Source organism: Pseudomonas sp. WS 5532, assembly GCF_012985445.1.
Classification (GTDB): domain Bacteria; phylum Pseudomonadota; class Gammaproteobacteria; order Pseudomonadales; family Pseudomonadaceae; genus Aquipseudomonas; species Aquipseudomonas edaphica.
In genome coordinates this window covers 620,117-644,397 of the sequence record NZ_JAAQWK010000001.1, presented here as the reverse complement: position 1 = coordinate 644,397, position 24,281 = coordinate 620,117, and the positions used below count along the sequence as shown (strand labels likewise).

Annotated in this window: 21 protein-coding genes; 14 read left to right on the top strand and 7 right to left on the bottom strand. The window is 59.9% G+C overall.

Annotated elements, in window-relative coordinates; translation table 11 throughout:
* Positions 1–9 precede the first annotated feature (9 nt).
* From frr to rpsB, 4 genes are all read right to left on the bottom strand, one after another.
* Complete coding sequence (gene frr, locus HBO23_RS03035) at positions 10–567, bottom strand: ribosome recycling factor (RefSeq protein WP_017137142.1); 558 nt, start codon at positions 565–567, stop codon at positions 10–12.
* Positions 564–1,307 (bottom strand): UMP kinase, encoded by a 744-nt coding sequence (gene pyrH / locus HBO23_RS03030; protein ID WP_003172271.1) that lies wholly within the window; start codon positions 1,305–1,307, stop codon positions 564–566. The genes frr and pyrH overlap by 4 nt, the downstream gene beginning before the upstream one ends.
* A 211-nt stretch (positions 1,308–1,518) precedes the next feature.
* Positions 1,519–2,382 carry a translation elongation factor Ts gene (gene tsf, locus HBO23_RS03025; protein WP_053254736.1) on the bottom strand — a complete coding sequence of 288 codons (864 nt, stop codon included), beginning with the start codon at positions 2,380–2,382 and terminating at the stop codon, positions 1,519–1,521.
* Between the two features lie 191 nt (positions 2,383–2,573).
* Entirely contained in the window at positions 2,574–3,311 is a 738-nt protein-coding gene (gene rpsB, locus HBO23_RS03020) for a 30S ribosomal protein S2 (protein ID WP_003189158.1), read from the bottom strand.
* 387 nt (positions 3,312–3,698) lie between these two features.
* Here rpsB and map point away from each other — a divergent pair, with 387 nt between their 5' ends.
* The 4 genes from map to HBO23_RS03000 all read left to right on the top strand — a co-directional run bounded on the left by map (position 3,699) and on the right by HBO23_RS03000 (position 9,471).
* On the top strand, positions 3,699–4,481 hold the full coding sequence (gene map, locus HBO23_RS03015; protein WP_017137140.1) for a type I methionyl aminopeptidase: 783 nt from the start codon (positions 3,699–3,701) through the stop codon (positions 4,479–4,481).
* A gap of 66 nt (positions 4,482–4,547) precedes the next feature.
* Positions 4,548–7,250: a [protein-PII] uridylyltransferase gene (locus tag HBO23_RS03010; protein ID WP_017137139.1), complete on the top strand. Its 2,703-nt coding sequence runs from the start codon at positions 4,548–4,550 to the stop codon at positions 7,248–7,250.
* Positions 7,251–7,396: 146 nt separating this feature from the next.
* The gene (gene dapC, locus HBO23_RS03005; protein WP_169985376.1) at positions 7,397–8,593 is read left to right on the top strand and encodes a succinyldiaminopimelate transaminase; all 1,197 of its coding nucleotides are present in this window, start codon (positions 7,397–7,399) and stop codon (positions 8,591–8,593) included.
* A 167-nt stretch (positions 8,594–8,760) separates the two neighbouring features.
* The gene (locus HBO23_RS03000; protein WP_099548552.1) at positions 8,761–9,471 is read left to right on the top strand and encodes a M12 family metallopeptidase; all 711 of its coding nucleotides are present in this window, start codon (positions 8,761–8,763) and stop codon (positions 9,469–9,471) included.
* Positions 9,472–9,490: 19 nt separating this feature from the next.
* Here the strand turns inward: HBO23_RS03000 and HBO23_RS02995 are convergent, their stop codons facing one another.
* A complete protein-coding gene (locus tag HBO23_RS02995) occupies positions 9,491–11,134 on the bottom strand; it encodes a Na+/H+ antiporter (RefSeq protein WP_170036453.1) in 1,644 nt (547 codons plus the stop codon).
* Between the two features lie 278 nt (positions 11,135–11,412).
* Here HBO23_RS02995 and HBO23_RS02990 point away from each other — a divergent pair, with 278 nt between their 5' ends.
* The 4 genes from HBO23_RS02990 to HBO23_RS02975 all read left to right on the top strand — a co-directional run bounded on the left by HBO23_RS02990 (position 11,413) and on the right by HBO23_RS02975 (position 14,466).
* Positions 11,413–11,721, top strand: a complete 309-nt coding sequence (locus HBO23_RS02990) for an arsenate reductase (protein ID WP_231982825.1) — start codon at positions 11,413–11,415, stop codon at positions 11,719–11,721.
* Positions 11,722–11,752: 31 nt separating this feature from the next.
* Positions 11,753–12,787: a 2,3,4,5-tetrahydropyridine-2,6-dicarboxylate N-succinyltransferase gene (gene dapD / locus HBO23_RS02985; protein WP_017137134.1), complete on the top strand. Its 1,035-nt coding sequence runs from the start codon at positions 11,753–11,755 to the stop codon at positions 12,785–12,787.
* Between the two features lie 63 nt (positions 12,788–12,850).
* The gene (locus tag HBO23_RS02980) at positions 12,851–14,056 is read left to right on the top strand and encodes a cysteine desulfurase (RefSeq protein WP_169985372.1); all 1,206 of its coding nucleotides are present in this window, start codon (positions 12,851–12,853) and stop codon (positions 14,054–14,056) included.
* Entirely contained in the window at positions 14,053–14,466 is a 414-nt protein-coding gene (locus tag HBO23_RS02975) for a SufE family protein (RefSeq protein WP_170036451.1), read from the top strand. The genes HBO23_RS02980 and HBO23_RS02975 overlap by 4 nt, the downstream gene beginning before the upstream one ends.
* Before the next feature lie 99 nt (positions 14,467–14,565).
* Here the strand turns inward: HBO23_RS02975 and tcdA are convergent, their stop codons facing one another.
* Complete coding sequence (tcdA, locus tag HBO23_RS02970) at positions 14,566–15,387, bottom strand: tRNA cyclic N6-threonylcarbamoyladenosine(37) synthase TcdA (RefSeq protein ID WP_026013713.1); 822 nt, start codon at positions 15,385–15,387, stop codon at positions 14,566–14,568.
* 211 nt (positions 15,388–15,598) lie between these two features.
* On the opposite strand from tcdA, the gene HBO23_RS02965 reads away from it, so the two are divergent.
* The 4 genes from HBO23_RS02965 to HBO23_RS02950 all read left to right on the top strand — a co-directional run bounded on the left by HBO23_RS02965 (position 15,599) and on the right by HBO23_RS02950 (position 20,765).
* Positions 15,599–18,190, top strand: coding sequence for a glycosyltransferase (locus HBO23_RS02965; protein ID WP_099548548.1), 2,592 nt, complete (start codon positions 15,599–15,601; stop codon positions 18,188–18,190).
* Between the two features lie 182 nt (positions 18,191–18,372).
* Positions 18,373–19,524, top strand: coding sequence for a succinyl-diaminopimelate desuccinylase (gene dapE / locus HBO23_RS02960; protein ID WP_017137129.1), 1,152 nt, complete (start codon positions 18,373–18,375; stop codon positions 19,522–19,524).
* A complete protein-coding gene (locus tag HBO23_RS02955; protein WP_170036449.1) occupies positions 19,524–20,333 on the top strand; it encodes a putative RNA methyltransferase in 810 nt (269 codons plus the stop codon). Before dapE ends, HBO23_RS02955 begins: the two co-directional genes overlap by 1 nt.
* 54 nt (positions 20,334–20,387) lie before the next feature.
* Positions 20,388–20,765 carry a hypothetical protein gene (locus tag HBO23_RS02950; protein WP_170036447.1) on the top strand — a complete coding sequence of 126 codons (378 nt, stop codon included), beginning with the start codon at positions 20,388–20,390 and terminating at the stop codon, positions 20,763–20,765.
* A gap of 137 nt (positions 20,766–20,902) precedes the next feature.
* Here HBO23_RS02950 and HBO23_RS02945 read toward each other — a convergent pair whose 3' ends face one another.
* Positions 20,903–21,112, bottom strand: coding sequence for a cold-shock protein (locus HBO23_RS02945; RefSeq protein ID WP_003219353.1), 210 nt, complete (start codon positions 21,110–21,112; stop codon positions 20,903–20,905).
* 182 nt (positions 21,113–21,294) lie between these two features.
* Between HBO23_RS02945 and plsB the strand changes: the two genes are divergently transcribed.
* Together plsB and HBO23_RS02935 are read left to right on the top strand one after the other, a co-directional pair.
* Complete coding sequence (gene plsB / locus HBO23_RS02940) at positions 21,295–23,799, top strand: glycerol-3-phosphate 1-O-acyltransferase PlsB (RefSeq protein ID WP_170036445.1); 2,505 nt, start codon at positions 21,295–21,297, stop codon at positions 23,797–23,799.
* A gap of 51 nt (positions 23,800–23,850) precedes the next feature.
* Positions 23,851–24,252 (top strand): YbaY family lipoprotein, encoded by a 402-nt coding sequence (locus tag HBO23_RS02935; RefSeq protein WP_017137125.1) that lies wholly within the window; start codon positions 23,851–23,853, stop codon positions 24,250–24,252.
* Positions 24,253–24,281 lie beyond the last annotated feature (29 nt).

Below are 24,281 nucleotides of genomic sequence, written 5' to 3'. Positions count from 1 at the left end.
CCTGACCCCTTATACGGCCATCAGGTCCTTTTCTTTCTCCTCGAAGGCCTTGGTGATCTTGCCTTCGAAATCCTTGATCAGCTTGTCGATATCAGCAGCAGCACGACGCTCTTCGTCTTCACTGATTTCTTTATCCTTGACCAGCTTCTTCAGCTCACCCATGGCATCACGGCGAATGTTTCGCATGGCAACCCGTGCATCCTCAGCCGCAGCGCTCGCCTGCTTGGTGAAGCCCTTACGGGTTTCTTCGGTCAGGGCCGGCATGGAGATCAGCAACAACTCGCCCAGGTTGGTCGGGTTGAGGTTCAAGCCAGCGCTCTGGATGGCTTTGTCGACAGCGCCGAGCATGTTGCGCTCAAAAGCCACGACTTGCAGGGTGCGCGAGTCTTTTACGGTGATGTTGGCCACCTGGGTGATGGAGGTATCTGCGCCGTAGTACGGCACCATCACACTACCCAGGATGCTTGGGTGAGCCTTGCCGGTACGAATCTGGCCAAATGCATGGGCCAGAGACTCCAGGGATTTCTGCATACGCTCTTGAGCGTCTTTCTTGATTTCGTTGATCATTGTTGGCCTTCCTCGATCAGAGTCCCTTCCGCGCCGCCGTGTACGATATTCAGCAGGGCGCCGGGCTTGTTCATGTTAAATACGCGCAGCGGCATCTTGTGGTCGCGGCACAGGCAAATAGCCGTCAGGTCCATCACACCCAGCTTGCGATCCAGCACTTCATCGTAGGTCAGATGATCGAACTTCTCGGCATGCGGGTCTTTGAATGGGTCGGCAGTATAGACGCCGTCTACCTTGGTGGCCTTGAGCACCACGTCAGCATCGATTTCGATGGCACGCAGGCAGGCAGCCGAATCGGTCGTGAAGAACGGGTTACCCGTGCCTGCGGCAAAGATCACGACTTCCTTGGCGTTCAGGTGGCGCATGGCTTTGCGACGATCATAATGATCAGTCACGCCAACCATGGAAATAGCCGACATCACGATGGCCGAGATATTGGCGCGCTCCAGGGCGTCGCGCATGGCCAGGGCGTTCATCACAGTGGCCAGCATGCCCATGTGGTCGCCAGTGACCCGGTCCATACCGGCAGCACTCAGTGCCGCGCCACGGAACAGGTTACCGCCGCCAATCACCAGGCCGACTTGAACGCCGATGCCGACCAGTTGGCCGACTTCGAGCGCCATGCGGTCGAGCACCTTGGGATCGATCCCGAACTCTTCCGAGCCCATCAGGGCCTCGCCGCTGAGCTTGAGTAGAATGCGTTTATAGCGAGCCTGATAACCACTGCCCTGCTGAGCCATTGCGAATCTCTCCTGCGGCGTATTTTTTAAAAATTCTTGGCGAGCCGTTTACGGCTTGCGTTCACTCTAGCTGGACGCTATCACAGCGCCATCGGAACACGGCTTTGTAAGCCAGTTCCGAAAGGAAGCCAAATAAAAATTGGCCTTCCCATTTGAAAAGAGGCTGCGCGCGTGAGCGGGCAGCCTCTTTCGGCGACAGTTGAAAACTGTCTTATTGCTTGGCGGCAGCCAGCTGGGCAGCAACTTCTTCAGCGAAGTTGTCGACCGGCTTCTCGATGCCCTCGCCTACTTTGTAGTAGGTGAAGGAAACGATTTCAGCACCGGCTTTCTTGGCCAGTTCGCCAACCTTGATTTCAGGGTTCTTGACGAACGCCTGCTCAACCAGGCTCGCTTCAGCCAGGAACTTGCTGATACGGCCTTTGATCATGTTTTCAACGATGTTTTCCGGCTTGCCGGCGATCTTGTCAGCGTTGAGGCTCAGGAACACGGCTTTTTCGCGTTCGATTGCGTCAGCGGACACTTCCGATGGCAGCAGGAATTCCGGGTTGCTGGCCGCTACGTGCATAGCGATGTCTTTTGCCAGCTCAACGTCGCCGCCTTTCAGGGCAACCACGACGCCGATTTTGTTACCGTGCAGGTAACCACCAACCACATCGCCTTCAATGCGGGCCAGGCGACGGATGTTGACGTTTTCGCCAACCTTGCCGACCAGTACCAGGCGATCAGCTTCTTGAGCTTCGATCAACGGCTCAACGGTAGTGAGCTTGTCGTCGAATGCTTTCTTGACGCTGGCAGCAACGAATGCCTTGAAGTCGTCCTGCAGAGCCAGGAAGTCGGTCTGGGAGTTCACTTCCAGCAGAACGGCAGCCTTGCCGTCTTCAACCAGAGCGATAGCGCCTTCAGCAGCAACGTTGCCTGCTTTCTTGGCAGCCTTGATGGCGCCGGAAGCACGCATGTCATCAATGGCTTTTTCGATGTCGCCGCCAGCCTTGGTCAAGGCCTTTTTGCAATCCATCATGCCTTCGCCGGTACGCTCACGCAGTTCTTTAACCAACGCTGCAGTAATCTCTGCCATTTCAAAATCCTCTTGGATAGGTTTTCAACCATTCCACCCGATCAAACGGGCGATCAATTCTTCCCGAATCACCCTTGTAGGCCGCTGCACGTTACAGAAGTTGTAGCTGCGCTGCCGACAAATGGTTTTCGAGGTGGCAAAAAGGGGGCCAAGCCCCCTTTTTGCTTACTGAGTCAACGCCAGGGCGCTAATTACTCAGCGGCAGCTACCGGAGCTTCTTCAACGAACTGCTCGGTACCACCAGCAACGTGGTTGCGACCACGGATTACAGCGTCAGCCATCGAACCCATGTACAGCTGGATAGCGCGGATTGCGTCATCGTTGCCTGGGATGATGTAGTCAACGCCTTCCGGGCTGCTGTTGGTATCGACTACGCCGATAACAGGGATGCCCAGCTTGTTGGCTTCGGTGATCGCGATGCGCTCGTGATCAACGTCGATAACGAACAGTGCGTCAGGCAGACCGCCCATGTCCTTGATACCACCCAGGGAACGATCGAGCTTTTCCAGGTCACGGGAGCGCATCAGCGCTTCTTTCTTGGTCAGCTTGGCGAAAGTACCGTCTTCGGCTTGCACTTCAAGGTCACGCAGACGCTTGATGGAAGCACGGATGGTTTTGAAGTTGGTCAGCATGCCGCCCAACCAGCGGTGATCGACGTACGGCGAACCGCAACGTGCTGCTTCTTCAGCAACGATCTTGCCAGCGGAACGCTTGGTGCCGACGAACAGGATCTTGTTTTTGCCCTGGGCCAGACGCTCTACGAAAGTCAGAGCTTCGTTGAACATTGGCAGGGTTTTTTCAAGGTTGATAATGTGGATCTTGTTACGCGCGCCGAAAATGTATTTACCCATTTTCGGGTTCCAGTAACGGGTCTGGTGACCGAAGTGCACACCGGCCTTCAGCATATCGCGCATGTTGACTTGGGACATGATAGTTCCTTAATAAGTCGGGTTTGGCCTCCACGTATCCCAATGACCAACCAGCGGCATCAAGGCCTCCGGCACCCAGGTCATCGTGTCGACACGTGTGTGGATTTAAGCTTTGCGGGGTATCCCCGGAAAGCGGCGCATTTTATACCACACGAAGGACGAAAACGAAACCCGCAATCACATTTGCCAGCAACCGTGTTCGTGTAACCCCTTGAATAGAGCCGACATACCCCTACTCTATAGAGAGATGCGATTATCAGAGGATCATGATTTGACGCCATCGTCTGTTAGAATCGCGTTTTTTGAGGCTTGTGCGAATTTCGTAACCATTTGTCGCACGCCCGTAAACCGTATTGATTTCAGCGCGTCGCGCTAGAGAGAGCCTGTATGACCGTTAGTTTGAAAACCGCCGAAGACATCGCCGGCATGCGCATTGCCGGCAAACTGGCTGCCGACGTGCTGGAAATGATTGCCGAGCATGTCAAGCCAGGCGTCACCACCGACACTCTGAACCAGATCTGCCACGACTATATAGTCAACGTGCAAAAGGCCATCCCTGCCCCACTGAACTATAAGGGCTTCCCCAAATCGATCTGCACCTCGGTCAACCACGTGGTCTGCCACGGGATTCCAGGCGACAAGCCGTTGAAGGACGGCGACACCCTGAACATCGACGTCACCGTGATCAAGGACCGCTATTTCGGCGATACCAGCCGTATGTTCCACGTCGGCAACGTGCCGGTCTGGGCTGAGCGCCTGTCCCAGGTCACCCAGGAATGCATGTACAAGGCCATCGAGATCGTAAAACCTGGTTGCCGCCTGGGCGATATCGGTGAAGTGATCCAGAAGCACGCAGAAAAGAACGGCTTTTCGGTGGTGCGCGAATTCTGCGGCCACGGTATCGGCACCGTATTCCACGAAGAACCACAGATCCTGCACTACGGCCGCGCCGGCACCGGCATGGAGCTCAAGGCAGGCATGACCTTCACCATCGAGCCAATGATCAACCAGGGCAAAGCCGACACCAAGGTGCTGGGCGACGGTTGGACCGCCATCACCAAGGACCGCAAGCTCTCAGCCCAGTGGGAACATACCCTGCTGGTCACCGAAACCGGCTACGAGATCTTCACCCTGCGCGCAGACGACACGATCCCTCGCGTTTCGGCGTGATGGTTGCCTCGGTTTTCCAGCTACACCGTTGTGACTGACTCAATAGACAGATAGGAAAGCCGATCGATGCCCCAGGTGGACCCCGAACTCTTCGACCGTGGCCAGTTCCAGGCCGAACTGGCCCTGAAGGCAAGCCCCATCGCCGCCTTCAAGAAGGCTATCCGCCAGGCCCGCGAGGTGCTCGATGAGCGCTTTCGCAGCGGCCGGGACATTCGTCGGCTAATCGAGGACCGCGCCTGGTTCGTCGACAATATCCTGCAAAAGGCCTGGGAGCAGTTCAGTTGGAGTGAAGACGCCGACATCGCCCTGGTAGCGGTCGGCGGCTACGGTCGAGGTGAGTTGCACCCCTACTCCGACATCGACCTGCTGATCCTGCTGGACAGTGCCGATCATGAGATCTTTCGCGATTCCATCGAGCGTTTTCTGACGCTGTTGTGGGACATCGGCCTGGAGGTCGGCCAGAGCGTGCGCTCGGTGGACGAATGCGCCGAAGAGGCACGCGCCGACCTCACCGTCATCACTAACCTGATGGAAAGCCGCACCATTGCCGGGCCGGAACGCCTGCGCCAGCGCATGCTGGAGGTCACCAGCACCGCGCATATGTGGCCAAGCAAGGAGTTTTTCCTGGCCAAGCGTGCCGAGCAAAAAGCCCGGCACCACAAGTACAACGACACCGAATACAACCTGGAACCCAACGTCAAAGGCTCTCCGGGCGGGCTGCGCGACATCCAGACCATCTTATGGGTGGCCCGCCGCCAGTACGGCACCCTCAACCTGCGCGCCTTGGCCGGTGAAGGCTTTCTGGTCGAGAGCGAAAATGCGCTGCTGGCCTCGTCCCAGGAGTTCCTGTGGAAGGTGCGTTACGCCCTGCACATGCTCGCCGGGCGCTCCGAAGACCGCCTGCTGTTCGACCACCAGCGCTCCATCGCCACCCTGCTGGGGTTTGAAGGCGAGGACGCGAAAACCAGCATCGAAAGCTTCATGCAGCAGTATTACCGCGTGGTCATGAGCATTGCCCAGCTCAGCGACCTGATCATCCAGCACTTCGAAGAGGTGATCCTGGCGCCGGAAGACGAAGCCCCGCCGCAGCCGATCAACTCGCGCTTCCAACTGCACGACGGCTATATCGAGGCGCGCAACGACAATGTGTTCCGTCGCACGCCGTTCGCCATGCTGGAAATCTTTGTGCTGATGGCCCAGCAGCCGGAAATCAAAGGCGTGCGCGCCGATACCATCCGCCTGCTGCGGGAAAACCGTCACCTGATCGACGATGATTTTCGCAACGACATCCGTAACACCAGCCTGTTTATCGAACTGTTCAAGTGCAAGATCGGCATTCACCGCAACCTGCGGCGCATGAACCGTTACGGCATCCTCGGCCGCTACCTGCCGGAGTTCGGCTTTATCGTCGGGCAGATGCAGCACGATCTGTTCCACATCTATACCGTCGACGCCCACACCCTCAATTTGATCAAACACCTGCGCAAGTTGCAGTACACCCAGGTGTCAGAAAAATTCCCGCTGGCCAGTAAACTCATGGCCAAGCTACCCAAACCCGAACTGATCTATCTGGCCGGCCTGTACCACGACATCGGCAAAGGCCGGCATGGCGACCACTCTGAAGTCGGCGCGGTCGATGCCGAAGCCTTCTGCCAGCGCCACCAATTGCCGCAGTGGGACAGCCGCCTGATCGTGTGGCTGGTGCAGAACCACCTGGTGATGTCGACGACCGCGCAGCGCAAGGACCTCTCCGACCCGCAGGTGATCCACGACTTTGCCGGGATCGTCGGTGATGAAACCCGCCTCGACTATCTTTACGTGCTGACCGTCTCCGACATCAACGCCACCAACCCGACACTGTGGAATTCCTGGCGCGCCAGCCTGTTGCGCCAGCTCTACACCGAGACCAAGCGCGCGCTGCGCCGTGGCCTGGAAAACCCGGTGGACCGCGAGGAGCAGATCCGCCGCACCCAAAGCGCGGCCCTGGATATCCTCGTGCGCGGCGGCAACGACCCGGATGACGTCGAGCAGCTATGGTCGCAACTGGGCGATGATTACTTCCTGCGCCACACCGCCGGCGACGTGGCCTGGCACAGTGACGCGATCCTGCAACAGCCGGCCGACGGCGGCCCACTGGTGCTGATCAAGGAAACCACCCAGCGCGAATTCGAGGGCGGCACGCAGATCTTCATCTACGCGCCGGACCAGCACGACTTCTTCGCCGTGACCGTGGCCGCCATGGACCAGCTCAACCTGAACATCCATGATGCGCGGGTTATCACCTCCAGCAGCCAGTTCACCCTCGACACCTACATTGTGCTCGACACCGACGGTGACTCGATCGGCGACAACCCGGTGCGCGTGAAAAAGATCCGCGAAGGCCTTACCGAGGCCCTGCGCAACCCTGATGACTACCCAACCATCATCCAGCGCCGGGTGCCGCGCCAGCTCAAGCACTTTGCGTTTGCGCCCCAGGTGACCATTTCCAACGACGCCCAGCGCCCAGTGACCGTGCTGGAACTCAGCGCACCGGACCGCCCAGGCTTGCTGGCGCGCATCGGCGGGATCTTCCTGGAGTTCGACCTGTCGCTGCAAAACGCCAAGATTGCGACCCTGGGGGAACGCGTGGAAGACGTGTTCTTCATTACCGACGCCGACAACCAGCCGCTGTCCGACCCGCAGCTGTGCCTGCGCTTGCAGGAAGCCATCGTGCAGCAATTGAGCGTGAGCCAGGAACCGGGTGTCGAGCTGACCAGACTGACCATTTGATTTTTAACTTCCCAGTGGGCACGGTCCCTGTGGGAGCTGGCTTGCCTGCGATGCGGGCGCCGCGGTGCATCTGGTACACCGCAGCGATGTGATCGCAGGCAAGCCAGCTCCCACAAAAGGCCGCACTCATCTTGATCGAGGCTTACATGAACAACGCCCTGAACCAGCTCCAGCCCTACCCGTTCGAAAAACTGCGCGCCCTGCTCGGCAGCGTTACACCGAACCCGGATAAGCGCCCGATCGCGCTGTCCATCGGCGAGCCGAAGCACAAATCCCCGGCCTTCGTAGCCAAGGCCCTGGCGGATAACCTCGACCAGATGGCGGTGTACCCGACCACCCTGGGCATCCCGGCCCTGCGCGAGGCCATCGGCGCCTGGTGCGAACGGCGCTTCAACGTGCCCAAAGGTTGGCTCGACCCGGCGCGCAACATTTTGCCGGTCAACGGCACCCGCGAGGCGCTGTTTGCCTTCACCCAAACCGTGGTCAACCGCGCTGACGATGCACTGGTGGTCAGCCCCAACCCGTTCTATCAGATCTATGAAGGCGCTGCGTTCCTGGCCGGGGCCAAGCCGCATTACCTGCCGTGCCTGGACAGCAATGGTTTCAACCCGGACTTCGACGCCGTTTCGCCAGACATCTGGAAACGCTGCCAGATCCTGTTCCTGTGCTCACCCGGCAACCCGACCGGCGCGCTGATCCCGGTCGAGACCCTGAAAAAGCTCATCGCCCTGGCCGACGAATATGACTTCGTGATCGCCGCCGACGAGTGCTACAGCGAGCTGTACTTCGACGAACAAACCCCGCCGCCAGGCCTGCTCAGCGCCTGTGTGGAACTGGGCCGCCAGGACTTCAAGCGTTGCGTGGTGTTCCACAGCCTGTCCAAGCGCTCCAACCTGCCAGGCCTGCGCTCGGGCTTCGTGGCCGGCGATGCCGATATCCTCAAGGCCTTCCTGCTGTACCGCACCTATCACGGCTGCGCGATGCCGGTGCAAACCCAACTGGCCAGCATTGCTGCCTGGCAGGATGAGCCCCACGTATTGGCCAACCGTGACATGTATCGGGAGAAATTCGACGCCGTGCTGGCGATTCTCAAGCCGGTGCTGGATGTACAAGCCCCAGACGGCGGCTTCTATCTGTGGCCGAATGTGAAGGGCGACGATGCCGCGTTCTGCCGTGACTTGTTCGTGGAAGAACACGTGACCGTAGTGCCGGGTTCGTACCTGTCGCGCGAAGTCGACGGCTTCAACCCTGGCGCCGGTCGCGTACGCCTGGCGCTGGTTGCGCCGTTGTCGGAGTGTGTGGAAGCGGCGGAACGGATTCGGGACTTCATAAACCGTCGCTGAACACCCCCACAATGCCCGCACTGTAGATAAAGTGCGGGCAGCGCCACACGATCGACACTGCGCTGCATAAGTAGCCATTTGCGTAAAAACGATAATCGGTGGAATCCTATCAACGACAAGTGCCACTCAATGTTCATTAACGTCTTGAACAATGTAGACATGGCACGATGACAAACCTGAGCACAGCAACTCTCGGTTTCACCTCCACACGCACTCACGACATTGATATATATCAAGCGCCCCCGGATAAATCCCACTCAAGAAAAACCCGCGCTGTTTCAGCACCCGACAAATACTGGCCGCAAAATTCCACGCTGAAGATTGCTGTCTATGATGCCGACGAAGAAGCACTGGAGCACATAAAAAAGGCGGCGAATCTTTGGCTGTCGCATATCAACCTGACCTTTGAATTTGTTTCAGGGGAAGAGGGAGATATACGCATCGCGCTGGACTATGGGGAGACTCAATCAGGCAGCTCTGCACTTGGAACCGACGCGCAAAAAGTGCCCCTCTACCTACCGACCATGGTGTTGCCAAACCCTTACGACAACCCAAGATTCGAAGCCATTGCAGCCCATGAGTTCGGGCATGCCCTAGGGTTGCATCACGAACATAAACACCCCAATAGAACGATTGATTTTAATACGCCAACCATCTACAGACACTTTAAAGGCCATGGATCGAATGAAGCCATCCATAAAGACATTCTCCAGCGCCTCACTGGAAAAAACGTCGCTGCCTCCAAATACGATAGAAACTCAATCATGCATTACGGCTTCACCAGAGACGAACTATGGAAGCAGCCGGCAATCCCTTGGCCCACCCGATTGACAGAACTGGATAAGTCTTTCATAGCCGAGCAGTACCCCAAACCTTAAGGCACCGCGGTGTGGACAACTACTTCATCACACCCAGATTCGCCTCACTCATATCCAGATCCGCCAAGACCTCGCGCAACACGTCATCACCAATCTGGTGATGACGGCTCAGGCTGTACAACTCCAAGCGCTGCGCGCGCAGGGCCTTGAGGCGCAATTTGCGTTCAAGCAGGTCCATCTGATGCGCCAGTGCCTGGGCTTCGGCTGAATCGTTGAATACTTCCAACTGATGACGGTATTCCGACATCAGCCGCGCCTTTAGCTCGGTCGCGAGTGCTGCCTGGGCGGCGTCTGGGGTTTCGGTTTCGGCAGGCTCGTCCGCTTCCAGCGCGTGGATGGCGGCTACGGCGGTTTTTTTCCACGCCTCACGCACTTCGTTATGGCGCTTTTCATCGGGGCTCTGCTCGATGCCACGCAATAGCAGCGGCAACGCAATGCAGGCGGCCACCAGCGACAGCAGGATCACGCCGGCGGCGATAAAGATCAGCAGGTCGCGCTCGGGAAAATCCTGGCCAGGCGCCAGCAATAAAGGCACCGACATCACACCCGCCAAAGTGACCGCACCGCGCACGCCACCCACGGTCAATAGCCAGCAGGACCGGGCCGTAGGCACGAGTGTCAGCTCGCTTTTCCCACGCAGCCGCCGTAACAGGCCCGACAAACGCCAGATGCTTTGCACCCAGATAAAGCGCAGCACCACCAGCACCAGGAAGATCGCAACCACATCCAGGCAGCGATACAACAGCGTTGGCCACAGTGTCGGTTCGTGACTGACCACGGCCTTGATGATGTCCGGCAGTTGCAGGCCCAGTAGCAGGAAGATCAGGCCATTAAACGCAAACTCCAGCAGCGACCACACACTGCGGTTGAGCAAGCGCGTGCTGGTCTGGCGTGGCAGCAAGTCGAGCCAGCTTTGCATCATGCCCGCCGCCACCGCCGACAGGATGCCGGATGCACCCAGGCGCTCGGCCAGCACGTAGGCTGCGAACGGCAGCAGCAACATAAACACCACGTGGGTGGCCGGGTCGTCCCAGCCACGGGCAATCATCCAGGCGCGTAAACGGCCGACCAACCAGCTCAGCGCCACGCCTACCGCAAGGCCGCCCACCGCTACCAGCACAAAAGTCAGGCTGGCATCGGCCAGGGAAAACACGCCGGTCAACGCCGCCGCCAGGGCGAACTTGAAGGTCACCAGGCCCGAGGCATCATTCATCAATGCCTCGCCTTGAAGCATATGCATCAAAGGTTTTGGCAGGCGATTTTGGGAAATGGCCGACACCGCCACGGCGTCAGTCGGGGACAATACGGCCGCCAAGGCGAAGGCCACCGGCAACGGGATCGTGGGCAATATCCAATGGATGAAGTAACCGGCGCCCACCACGGTAAATAGCACCAGCCCCACCGCCAGCGTAAGGATCGGGCCTCTGAGCCGCCACAATTCGCGCTTGGGCATGCGCCAGCCATCGGAGAACAGCAACGGCGGCAGGAACAAAAACAGGAACAGCTCCGGGTCCAGCGCCACGTGCAACCCCAGCGTAGGCCAGGCCAGCAAGGCGCCGGCGGCGATCTGCACCAAGGGCAACGGCAGGGGAACAATGCGCCCGACAAGGCGCGAAACGCTGACCAGCATCAGCAGGATAAGAACGGTATAGGCGGTTTGCATAACGCGGGTTTCCCGGACAATCGACTTGCTATGACACCGATCTGGCAACAACTGGCCGTTGAAGTGCCATATTAACCGGCTATGTTACCCGCTTGGCTGCGCAACGGCTTTTGCACATAAGTCGCACTGAATCATCGGCAAGTATGACGAGCGGCACCCAAACCCGCTGGTCGTGGCATAATCCGTGACCTTTAACTTTCATACGTCCAAAGGGGGGCAATTCCTTGACCGCTTCAAGCACAACCTTGCACCTTTTCGGCATCAAAGCCTGCGACACCATGAAAAAGGCGCGCACCTGGCTCGATGAGCACGCTGTGAGCTATGAGTTCCACGACTACAAAACAGCCGGTATCGACCGCGAACACTTGACCCAATGGTGCAACGAGCACGGTTGGCAGGTGGTTTTGAACCGTGCGGGCACCACCTTTCGCAAACTCGAAGACGAACGCAAAGCCGATCTCGATCAGTCGAAAGCCATTGAATTGATGCTCGCACAACCCTCGATGATCAAGCGCCCGGTGCTCGATCTCGGTGACAGAACCCTGATTGGCTTCAAGCCAGATAGTTATTCGGCGGCCCTCAAGTAGGCCAGCCTTCCATTTTTGTAGAGGTAACAGCATGTCCAATTCCCTGTTCAGCCTGGGCTTCGGCGTCGGCACTCAGAACCGCCAAGGTGCTTGGCTGGAAGTGTTTTACGCACAACCGCTGCTCAACCCGTCGGCCGAGATCGTTGCCGCCATCGCGCCGATCCTCGGTTATACCGAAGGCAACCAGGCCATTACTTTCACCGTGAGCCAGGCGCTGCAACTGGCTGACGCGCTCAAAGGTGTCGACACGGCCCAGGCCGCGCTGCTCAGCCGCCTGGCTGAAAGCCACACCCCGTTGGTCGCCACCCTGTTGGCCGAAGACGCCGCACTGACCTCCACGCCTGAGGCCTACCTCAAGCTGCACCTGCTGTCCCACCGCCTGGTCAAGCCCCACGGCCTGAGCCTGGCCGGTGTGTTCCCGCAGTTGCCGAACGTGGCGTGGACCAGCCAGGGCGCAATCGACATCAACGAGCTGGCCGAGCGCCAACTGGAAGCACGCCTGCGTGGCGAGCTGCTGGAAGTGTTCTCGGTGGACAAGTTCCCGAAAATGACTGACTACGTAGTGCCGGCTGGCGTGCGTATCGCTGATGCCGCGCGCATCCGCCTGGGCGCCTACGTGGGCGAAGGCACCACCGTGATGCACGAAGGTTTCGTCAACTTCAACGGTGGCACCGAAGGCCCGGGCATGATCGAAGGCCGTGTATCGGCAGGTGTATTCGTCGGCAAGGGTTCGGACCTGGGCGGCGGTTGCTCCACCATGGGCACCCTGTCGGGCGGCGGCAACATCGTGATCAAGGTGGGCGAAGGCTGCCTGATCGGCGCCAACGCCGGTATCGGTATCCCGTTGGGCGACCGCAATACCGTGGAGTCGGGCCTGTACGTGACTGCCGGTACCAAGGTTGCTCTGCTAGACGAGCACAACCAACTGGTCAAAGTGGTCAAGGCGCGCGAACTGGCCGGCCAGCCGGACCTGCTGTTCCGCCGCAATTCCCAGACCGGTGCCGTGGAGTGCAAAACCCACAAATCGGCGATCGAACTGAACGAAGCGCTGCACGCTCACAACTAAGCAGCCACTCGATGCCACTAGCGGGCCCCACACCTGGGGCTCGCTTATACGAGTCTTAAGACCATGCTTGTGCCCTCCCCCTGGCGCGCCGATTTTCCGGCCATCGCCACCCTGCAACGGCAAGACCAGACCTACCTGGACAACGCCGCCACCACGCAAAAACCCCAAGCCCTGTTGGATGCCATCAGCCATTACTACGCCAATGGCGCAGCCAATGTGCACCGTGCCCAGCATTTGCCGGGTGCCCACGCGACCCAAGCGTTTGAAGACAGTCGCAGCAAGGTCGCGCAGTGGTTGAATGCAGGTGACAGCGGGCAGATCGTGTTTACCCACGGCGCGACGTCTGCGCTGAACCTCCTGGCCTATGGCCTTGAGCACTTATTCAATGCGGGTGATGAAATTGTCATCAGCGCCCTGGAACACCACGCCAACCTGCTGCCCTGGCAGCAACTGGCCAAACGTCGCGCGCTGACGCTGGTGGTCTTGCCCCTTGGCGATGATGGCGTGATTGACCTGCAAGCCGCCGCCGAATTGATCAGCCCGCGCACGCGCTTGCTGGCAGTGAGCCAGCTGTCCAACGTACTCGGCGCCTGGCAACCTTTGGAGGTCTTGCTGCCAATGGCCAAGGCCCACGGTGCCTTGACCGTGGTCGATGGCGCCCAAGGCATTGTCCATGGTCGCCACGACGTACAGGCGCTGGGTTGCGACTTCTACGTGTTTTCCAGTCATAAGCTCTACGGCCCGGACGGCGTCGGCGTGCTGTATGGCCGCAACGAAGCGCTGCATCACCTGCGCCACTGGCAGTTTGGCGGCGAGATGGTGCAGCAGGCCGAGTATCAAAGTGCGAGCTTTCGCCCTGCCCCGCTGGGTTTCGAAGCGGGCACGCCGCCGATTGCAAGTGTGATCGGCCTGGGTGCCACGCTGGACTACCTGAACTCTCTGGACCAGCCGGCCGTGGTCGCCCATGAAGCAGCCCTGCATGACTACCTGCTGCGCGGCCTGAAAGCACGCAATGGCGTGCGCGTACTGGGCTCGCCCCAGGTGGCACTCGCCAGTTTCGTGGTGGAGGGCGTGCATAACGCCGACCTGGCTCATCTGTTGACCGAACAAGGCATTGCCGTGCGAGCTGGCCATCATTGCGCCATGCCATTGCTCAAGGCCATGCACTTGTCCGGAGCGATCCGTGTGTCCCTGGCGCTGTATAACGACTCCGATGACCTGGAGCGCTTCTTTGAAGCGCTGGATCAGGCGCTGGATATGTTGCGATGAGCTTGCCTGCGGATGCCATCAGCGCGCTTGAGTCGTTTCAGGCAGTAGGCAGTTGGGAACAACGCGCCCGCATGCTGATGCAGTGGGGCGAGCGGCTGCCGGCGTTGACGGCTGACGAAAAGGTTGAGGCCAACCTCGTGCAGGGCTGTGAAAGCCTGGTGTGGTTGGTCGGCCGTTTACAGGACGGCCATTGGCAGTTTGCCGCGAGCAGCGATGCGCGAATGATCCGGGGGTTGGTGGCGTTGCTGCTGGCACGGGTCAATGGGTTGTCGGCAAGTGAGTTGCAGGCGGTTGACTTGCCGGACTGGTTTACACAGTTGGGCCTGTCGCGCCAGCTGTCGCCGTCGCGCAGCAATGGGCTTAATGCTGTACTGCAGCGCATGCAAGAGCTGACCTGTACGCAAAACTAATGTGGGAGCTGGCTTGTGTGGGAGCTGGCTTGCCTGCGATGCAGGCACCTCGGTCTATCAGTCAAAGCCAGCTCCCACATTTTGTTTTGTGCAGGACAGCTAGATCTGGGTAGGTTTAACCCGCTCCGACGGCCTGCGCACCCCGGCCACAATCTTGTCCACCGCCTTGGTCGCCGCCACCATGCCAAACGTGGCCGTGACCATCATCACCGCGCCAAACCCGCCCGCACAGTCCAGCTTCACGCCGTCACCGACAAAACTTTTCTGCAAACAAATGCTGCCGTCCGGCTTGGGATAGCGCAGCTGCTCGGTAGAGAACACACACGGCACGCTGTAATGGCGGGTCACGGTGCGCGAAAAGCCGTAGTCGCGGCGTAGCGTGGAGCGCACTTTCGAGGCCAGCGGGTCGTTGAAGGTGCGGTTCAAGTCGCAGACCTGGATCAGCGTCGGGTCGATTTGCCCGCCGGCGCCGCCGGTGGTGATGATCTGGATCTTGCGGCGCTTGCACCAGGCGATCAGCGCGGCCTTGGCGTTCACGGCGTCGATGCAGTCGATCACGCAATCGATATTCGGCGTGATGTACTCAGCCATGGTGTCACGGGTCACGAAGTCCGCCACCGCGTGCACCGTGCAATCCGGGTTGATGCCGCGCAGGCGTTCGGCCATTACCTCGACCTTGGGCTTGCCCACGGTGCTGTCCAGGGCGTGCAACTGGCGGTTGCTGTTGCTGACGCAGACATCGTCCAGGTCAAACAGCGAAATCTCGCCCACGCCGCAACGGGCCATGGCTTCCGCCGCCCAAGAGCCCACGCCGCCGACGCCGACGATCGCCACATGGGCCGCTTTCAAGCGTTCCAGGCCTTCAATGCCATACAAGCGGGCGACGCCTGCAAACCGCGGATCTTCTGTGCTCATGACCATTACCCCAAAAACCGGCGCGCATTATGGACTACACAGCGACAAGTTCGAAGCTTCCAGCTACAAGTAAAGAACTTAGAGGGTCTTTCGCTGACTAACGTCCGGCTTTTCTCTGTCTGCTGTACGCTCAGTTAAAGGCCGGTGTAGGATGCGCGCCGTTCGGCGTAGGCCGACACCTCTTTTCGTTCCACACCCTTTGGAACCCGAAATAGCCATGTCATCGCGTAAATTTGGACTCAACCTGGTGGTAGTGCTGGCAATTGCCGCGCTGTTTACCGGCTTCTGGGCGCTGATAAACCGCCCGGTCACCACCCCTAACTGGCCTGAACAGATCTCCGGGTTCTCCTACTCGCCGTTCCAACAAGGCCAGTTCCCGCAGAAAGACCAGTACCCCACCGACGACCAGATGCGCCAGGACCTGGCGATCATGAGCAAGCTGACGGACAACATCCGTACTTACTCAGTCGACGGCACCTTGGGCGATATCCCCAAACTGGCCGAAGAGTTCGGCCTGCGCGTGACCCTGGGGATCTGGATCAGCCCGGACCTGGAACGCAACGAGCGTGAAATCCAGCGCGCCATCGAGATCGCCAACAACTCCCGCAGTGTCGTGCGCGTGGTCGTCGGTAACGAGGCGCTATTTCGCGAAGAAATCACCCCAGAGGCGCTGATCGTGCTGCTGGACCGGGTGCGCGCCGCCGTGAAAGTGCCGGTGACCACCTCCGAGCAATGGCACATCTGGGAAAAGAACCCGCAACTGGCCAAGCACGTCGACCTGATCGCCGCGCACATCCTGCCGTTCTGGGAGTTCATCCCGATGGACAAGGCCGGCCAGTACGTACTGGACCGTGCACGGGATCTGAAAAAGCTGTTCCCGAAAAAACCGCTGCTGCTCTCGGAAGTGGGCTGGCCGAGCAACGGCCGTATGCGCGGTGGCAATGAAAGCTCGCCGGCAGACCAGGCGATTTACCTGCGTACGCTGGTGAACAAACTGAACCGCCAGGGTTACAACTACTTCGTGATCGAGGCCTTCGACCAGCCGTGGAAAGTCAGCGACGAAGGCTCGGCGGGCGCTTATTGGGGCGTGTACAACGCCGCACGCCAGCAGAAATTCAACTTTGAAGGCCCGGTCGTCGCGATCCCGCAATGGCGCGTGCTGGCCATCGGCTCGGTGGTGCTGGCGCTGCTGTCGCTGACCCTGCTGATGATCGACGGCTCGGCCCTGCGCCAGCGTGGCCGCACCTTCCTGACCTTTATCGCGTTCCTCTGTGGTTCGGTATTGGTCTGGATCGGTTACGACTACAGCCAGCAATACAGCACCTGGTTCAGCGTCACCGTCGGCATTTTGCTGGCCCTCGGCGCGTTGGGCGTGTTTATCGTGTTGCTCACCGAAGCCCACGAACTGGCTGAAGCGGTGTGGACCCACAAGCGCCGGCGTGAATTCCTGCCGGTGGAAGGCGATTCGGACTACCGCCCGAAAGTCTCGATCCATGTGCCGTGCTACAACGAGCCGCCAGAGATGGTCAAACAGACCCTCGACGCCCTGGCCGCCCTCGATTACCCGGACTTCGAAGTCCTGATCATCGACAACAACACCAAGGACCCAGCCGTCTGGGAGCCCGTACGTGACTACTGCGAAACCCTCGGCCCGCGCTTCAAGTTCTTCCACGTCTCGCCCCTGGCCGGTTTCAAGGGCGGCGCGCTGAACTACCTGATCCCGCATACCGCCAAGGATGCCGAAGTGATCGCAGTGATCGACTCGGACTACTGCGTGTCGCCCAACTGGCTCAAGCACATGGTGCCGCACTTCGCCGACCCGAAAATCGCCGTGGTGCAGTCGCCGCAGGACTACCGCGACCAGAACGAGAGCACTTTCAAGAAGCTCTGCTACGCCGAATACAAAGGCTTCTTCCATATCGGCATGGTCACCCGCAACGACCGTGACGCGATCATCCAGCACGGCACCATGACCATGACCCGTCGCTCGGTGCTCGAGGAACTGGGCTGGGCCGACTGGTGCATCTGTGAAGACGCCGAACTCGGCCTGCGCGTGTTCGAGAAAGGCCTGTCGGCCGCGTATTACCACGACAGCTACGGCAAGGGCTTGATGCCGGATACCTTTATCGACTTCAAGAAGCAGCGTTTCCGCTGGGCCTACGGCGCGATCCAGATCATCAAGCGCCACACCGCCAGCCTGTTGCGCGGCAAGGGCACCGAGCTGACCCGTGGCCAGCGCTACCACTTCCTCGCGGGCTGGTTGCCGTGGGTGGCGGATGGCATGAACATCTTCTTCACCGTCGGCGCCCTGTTGTGGTCGGCGGCGATGATCATCGTGCCGACCCGTGTTGACCCGCCGCTGCTGATTTTCGCGATCCCGCCGTTGGCGTTGTTTGTGTTCAAGGTCGGCAAGATCATCTTCCTCTACCGCCGTGCGGTGGGTGTGAACTTGAAGGACGCATTCTGCGCGGCGCTGGCCGGGCTGGCGTTGTCACACACCATCGCCAAGGCGGTGCTGTATGGCTTCTTCACCACCAGTATTCCGTTCTTTCGCACACCGAAAAACGCCGATAACCACGGCTTCTGGGTAGCCATTTCCGAAGCCCGCGAAGAGATGTTCATCATGTTGCTGTTGTGGGGCGCCGCACTCGGGATTTACCTGGTGCAGGGCCTGCCGAGCAATGACATACGCTTCTGGGTGGTGATGCTGCTGGTGCAATCGCTGCCGTATGTGGCGGCGCTGATCATGGCGTTCCTGTCGTCGCTGCCAAAACCTGCACCTAAGGTTGAGCCGGCAACCGCTGAGTAAAAACTTGCGCAATGCACTAAACGGCGGCCTCTGGCCGCCGTTTTGCTATAAGATAACGGCCGTTTTACGAGACTTGGCCAGGCCCTGCTTTCTGTGGGAGCTGGCTTGCCTGCTCCCACATCGAACCCTGTTTTATCCACATTCGTCCTGCGCGCCCATTACACGCTTCCCGGAGTTTTCCCATGACGGCCCATGCCGACCTTTCGCCGACCCTTCAACTTGCCATCGACTTGATCCGTCGCCCCTCAGTGACGCCGATTGATGCCGACTGCCAGAAGCTGATGATGCAGCGCCTGGGCGACGCAGGTTTTGCACTTGAGCCGATGCGTATCGAAGATGTGGACAACTTCTGGGCCACCCATGGCAAGCACGAAGGCCCGGTGCTGTGCTTTGCCGGCCACACCGACGTGGTGCCAACCGGCCCGGTGCAGGCCTGGCAGAACGACCCGTTCGATGCGTTGATCGACGAGCACGGCATGCTCTGCGGGCGTGGCGCAGCGGACATGAAAGGCAGCCTGGCGGCAATGCTGGTGGCTTCGGAGCGTTTTGTCACCGACTACCCGGACCACAAGGGCTCGGTGGCTTTTCTGATCACCAGTGATGAAGAAGGCCCGGCGCACCACGGCACCAAAGCGGTGATTGAGCGTCTGGCGGCACGCAAGGAGCGTCTGGACTGGTGCATCGTCGGCGAACCGTCGAGCACCACGCTGGTGGGCGATGTGGTGAAGAACGGCCGTCGCGGCTCCCTCGGCGCCACCTTGACCGTGCGCGGCGTGCAGGGCCACGTGGCATACCCGCACCTGGCGAAAAACCCGATCCACCTGGCGGCACCGGCGCTGGCGGAACTGGCTGCCGAGCATTGGGACGATGGCAACACCTTCTTCCCACCGACCAGCTTTCAAATCTCCAACCTCAATTCCGGCACCGGCGCCACCAACGTGATTCCGGGTGACCTGACAGCAGTGTTCAACTTCCGTTTCTCCACCGAATCCACCGTCGAAGGCCTGCAACAGCGGGTTGCGGCGATTCTGGATAAACACGGCCTGGACTGGCACGTTGATTGGGCCTTGTCTGGCCTGCCATTCCTCACCGAGCCGGGCGCGTTGCTGGATGCTGTCTCGGCCAGCATCAAGGCGATTACCGGCCGCGAGACCAAAGCGTCCACCAGCGGCGGCACGTCCGACGGGCGCTTCATTGCCACCCTCGGCACTCAAGTGGTGGAGCTGGGCCCGGTCAACGCGACGATTCATCAGGTCAACGAACGCATTCTGGCCAGCGACCTCGATGTGCTGACCGAAATCTACTACCAAACCCTGATCAAGTTGCTCGCCTGATGCTCGCGTGCCCCCTTTGCAGCGCACCGCTCAACGCGGTGGATAATGGCGTGGCGTGCCCCGCTGGGCACCGTTTCGACCGTGCGCGCCAGGGTTACCTGAACCTGTTGCCGGTGCAGCACAAGAACAGCCGCGACCCAGGCGACAACCTCGCCATGGTCGAGGCACGCCGCGACTTTCTCAATGCCGGGCACTATGCGCCAGTGGCCAGGCGCCTGGCCGAACTGGCCGCCGAGCGCGCGCCGCAGCGCTGGGTGGACATCGGGTGTGGCGAGGGTTACTACACCGCGCAAATCGCCGACGCCCTGCCCCACGCTGACGGTTATGCGCTGGATATCTCCAAGGAAGCGGTGAAACGCGCATGCAAACGCAACCCGGCGCTGACCTGGTTGATCGCCAGCATGGCCCGCGTGCCGTTGGCGTCGGGCAGTTGCCAGTTTCTCGCCAGCGTGTTCAGCCCTTTGGACTGGGAAGAGGCCAAGCGCCTGCTCAGCCCCGGCGGCGGTTTGATGAAGGTTGGCCCGACTGCCGGCCACCTGATGGAATTGCGCGAACGCCTGTACGACGAAGTGCGTGAATACACCGACGACAAGCATTTGGCTTTGGTGCCACAAGGCATGCGCCTGGCGCACAGTGAAACGCTGGAATTCACCCTGAGCCTGATCGAACCCCAGGACCGCGCCAACCTGCTGGCGATGACGCCCCATGGCTGGCGCGCGAGTGCCGAGCGCCGTGCTGAAGTGATCGAGGCCGCCGAGCCGCTGCTGGTCACCGTATCGATGCGCTACGATTATTTCGTGCTTCAATAACCGACTTTTAAGTATCCGCGAATGGATTTTCGAATCCCGCAACGAGGAACATCCATGCGCCAACCTGATATCGAGATTTACCTGAAAGACGCCGAGGTCGACTACAAGGCCATCGCCGCCTGGCTGGGTGCCGCCCTGGGCCCGTGCACCGACTGGGTCCAGAAAGGCCAGACCTACAAGTGCAAGGCCGGCAATGTGCCGGTTACCTGGCTGCCAAAAGCCGTGGGCAAGTGGAACAGCCTGTACCTGGAAAGCGACCAGACGCCGTGGGATGACGACATCGCCTGCGCCCGCGCCGCCTTTGCCGCGCTGAACGTCGAAGTGCGCTGCGCGCCGGGTACCTGGGTTGAGGAGGAAGGTGAGGAAAGCGCTGATACCTGGATTCGCATCAGTGCCGACGGTGAAGAGCAGATCACCTGGAAAACTGCCTGATCCAAACCGGAAAACCCAATCAATGTGGGAGCTGGCTTGCCTGCGATAGCATCACCGCGGTCCGACTGATAGACCGAGGTGTCTGCATCGCAGGCAAGCCAGCTCCCACAGTTGATTGGGTTGGCGGGACAAGGGTGTTACAGACCCACCACATCCTCAGCCTGCAAGCCCTTCTCGCCGGTCACCACGGCGTATTCCACCTGCTGGCCCTCGGCCAATGAGCGGTGGCCCTCACCGCGAATGGCGCGGTAGTGCACAAACACATCCTTGCCGTCTTCACGCTGGATAAAGCCATAGCCCTTTGCATCGTTGAACCACTTCACATTGCCGGTTTCACGCGTTGCCATCTGTCTTACTCCCACATGCATTTTTATTGTTGAGTCGCTCGCATTGAACTGCCGAGTATAAGACAGGCTCAAAAACGATCAACTCAAGTTTACATCGCTGCTTTTTTGCCGATTTTCGGCGAATACGGCACACTACCCGCCCGAGCACCTGCTCGGTTTTTTCCACTTGAAGCAGCACGCCTATGACCCGCTCCCCGTTCCGCCGTCTGGTGTTTGGCACCTTGCGCCGACTGTTGTACCTCTGGGTTCGCTCGGAGACGATCAATCAGTCGTCCCTAACCCTTAACCTGGACCGCAGCCGGCCGGTGTTTTACGTCCTGCAATCGCCCTCTCTCACCGAATTGGCGGTGGTCGACAAGGAATGCACCAAGGCCGGCCTGCCGCGCCCGGTGCTGCCGGTGTCGGTGGGTTCGTTGATCGAACCCGCCGCGTTCTTCTACCTCACGCCCGAACCCGACTGGCTCGGCCGCCAGGACAAGCGCGGCGCGCCGCCAACCCTGACCCGCCTGGTCAACACCCTGACCGAGCACGCCGAAGAGAATGCACAAATCATTCCGGTCAGCGTGTTCTGGGGGCAGTCGCCCGAAAGCGAGTCCAGCCCGTGGAAACTGCTGTTCGCCGACAGCTGGGCCGTCACCGGCCGCCTGCGCCGCTTGTTGAGCATCCTGATCCTGGGCCGCAAGACCCGTGTGCAATTCTCCGCGCCTATCAACCTGCGTGAATTGATCGAGCACAATAAAGGCCACGAACGTACCGTGCGCATGGCCCAGCGCATCCTGCGTGTGCACTTTCGTAACCTGAAGACTGCGGTCATCGGCCCCGACCTGTCTCACCGCCGTAACCTGGTCAAAGGCCTGGTCAACATGCCGCTGGTGCGCCAGGCCATCGCCGATGAAGCCGAGCGCGAGAAAATCACCCCGGAAAAAGCCAAGGCCCAGGCCCTGCGCTACGGCAACGAGATCGCTTCGGACTACACCTACACCGCGATTCGCTTTCTGGAAGTGGTATTGAGCTGGTTCTGGAACAAGATCTACGACGGCATCAAGGTCAACAATATCGAAGGTGTGCAAAAGGTTGCCCAGGGTTACGAGGTGATCTACGTGCCTTGCCACCGCAGCCACATCGACTACCTGCTGCTTTCGTACCTGCTGTTCAAAAACGGCCTGACCCCGCCGCACATTGCCGCCGGCATCAACCTGAACATGCCGGTGATCGGCAGCCTGTTGCGCCGTGGCGGTGCATTTTTCATGCGCCGCACCTTCAAGGGCAACCCGCTGTACACCTCGGTGTTCAACGAGTACCTGCACACCCTGTTCACCAAGGGCTTCCCGGTGGAGTACTTCGTCGAAGGCGGACGCTCGCGCACCGGGCGCATGCTGCAACCGAAAACCGGCATGCTGGCGATCACCCTGCGCAGCTTTTTGCGTTCCTCACGCATGCCGATCGTGTTCGTGCCGGTGTATATCGGCTATGAACGCGTACTCGAAGGCCGTACCTACCTGGGCGAGTTGCGCGGTGCGAGCAAGAAGAAAGAATCGATCTTCGATATTTTCAAAGTGGTCGGCGCGCTCAAGCAGCGCTTTGGTCAGGTCGCGGTCAACTTCGGCGAGCCGATCAAGCTGGCCGAGTTCCTCGACGCCGAGCAGCCGGACTGGCGTGCCCAAGAGCTGGGCCCGAACTACAAACCGGCGTGGCTCAACGAAACCACCAACCGCCTCGGCGAACAGGTGGCACGCCACCTCAACGAAGCCGCAGCGGTCAACCCGGTAAACCTGGTGGCCCTGGCGCTGCTTTCGACCACACGCCTGGCCCTGGATGAACAGGCCATGGCCCGCCAGTTGGACCTGTACCTGGCACTGCTACGCCGTGTGCCCTACTCGCCGCACACCACCTTGCCGGAAGGCGATGGGCTGGCGCTGATCAAGCACGTCAAGGACATGAACCTGCTCTCGGAGCAGAGTGACGCCCTGGGCAAAATTGTGTATCTGGATGAGCAGAACGCCGTCCTGATGACCTATTACCGCAACAACGTGCTGCATATTTTTGCCCTGCCGGCGCTGCTGGCGAGCTTCTTCCAGAGCAGCTCGCGCATGAGCCGCGAGCAGATCCTGCGCTTCACTCGCGCGCTCTACCCTTACCTGCAATCGGAGTTGTTTATCCGCTGGTCGCTGGAAGAGTTGGACGCCGTCGTCGACCAATGGCTGGAAGCCTTTGTCGAGCAAGGCCTGCTGCGGTTTGAAAACAACGTGTACCTGCGCCCGGCCCCGAGTTCGCGGCACTTTGTGCTGCTGACGCTGTTGTCCAAGAGCATCGCCCAGACCCTGCAACGCTTCTACATGGCGATCTCGCTGCTGCTTAACAGCGGCCAGAACAGCATCAGCGCCGAAGAGCTGGAAGACCTGTGCACGATCATGGCCCAGCGCCTGTCGATCCTGCATGGCCTGAACGCGCCGGAGTTCTTCGACAAGAGTCTTTTCCGACATTTTATCCAGACATTGCTGGAGCAAGATGTGCTGCGCCGCGACGAGGCCGGGAAATTGAGTTACCACGACCTGCTGGGTGAACTGGCGGAAGGCGCGGCCAAACGCGTGCTGCCTGCCGAGATTCGTCTGTCGATTCGCCAGGTGGCCTTGCATCGCGTCGACGGCGCAGCTGAAGCGCCTGTGGAACCGGCAGAAAGCCGCTAGATTGACTGAGGCGCCGGGCTGTTTCCGGCGCCGTTGAAAAGGAGCTGTACCATGAAAAAGATCATCCTCCTGGGCCTTACCGCCCTGCTCGGAGCCTGCCAATCCATGACCCCAGCCCCCAAGGCCAGCCTCGACGGCGAAGTGTTCTACCTGCAACGCATCGCCTTGCCGCCCGCGGCCACCCTGAGCGTCAGTCTGCAGGACGTGTCGCTGATGGACGCGCCGGCGGTGACCCTCGCCGAACAGAAAGGCCCGGTCAAAGGCCAGGTGCCGCTGCCGTTTCACCTGAGCTACGACCCGGCCCAAATCAAGCCAGGCCACACTTATTCGGTGAGTGCTCGCATCGAGCTGGACGGCAAGCTACTGTTTATTACCACCGAACGCCACGCGGTGCAGCTCGACGGCAAGGACGAACAGCCACTGCGTCTGCGCGTTGATGCTGTCGCACACTGACCTTTCCAGACCATAAGCCCGAACATAAG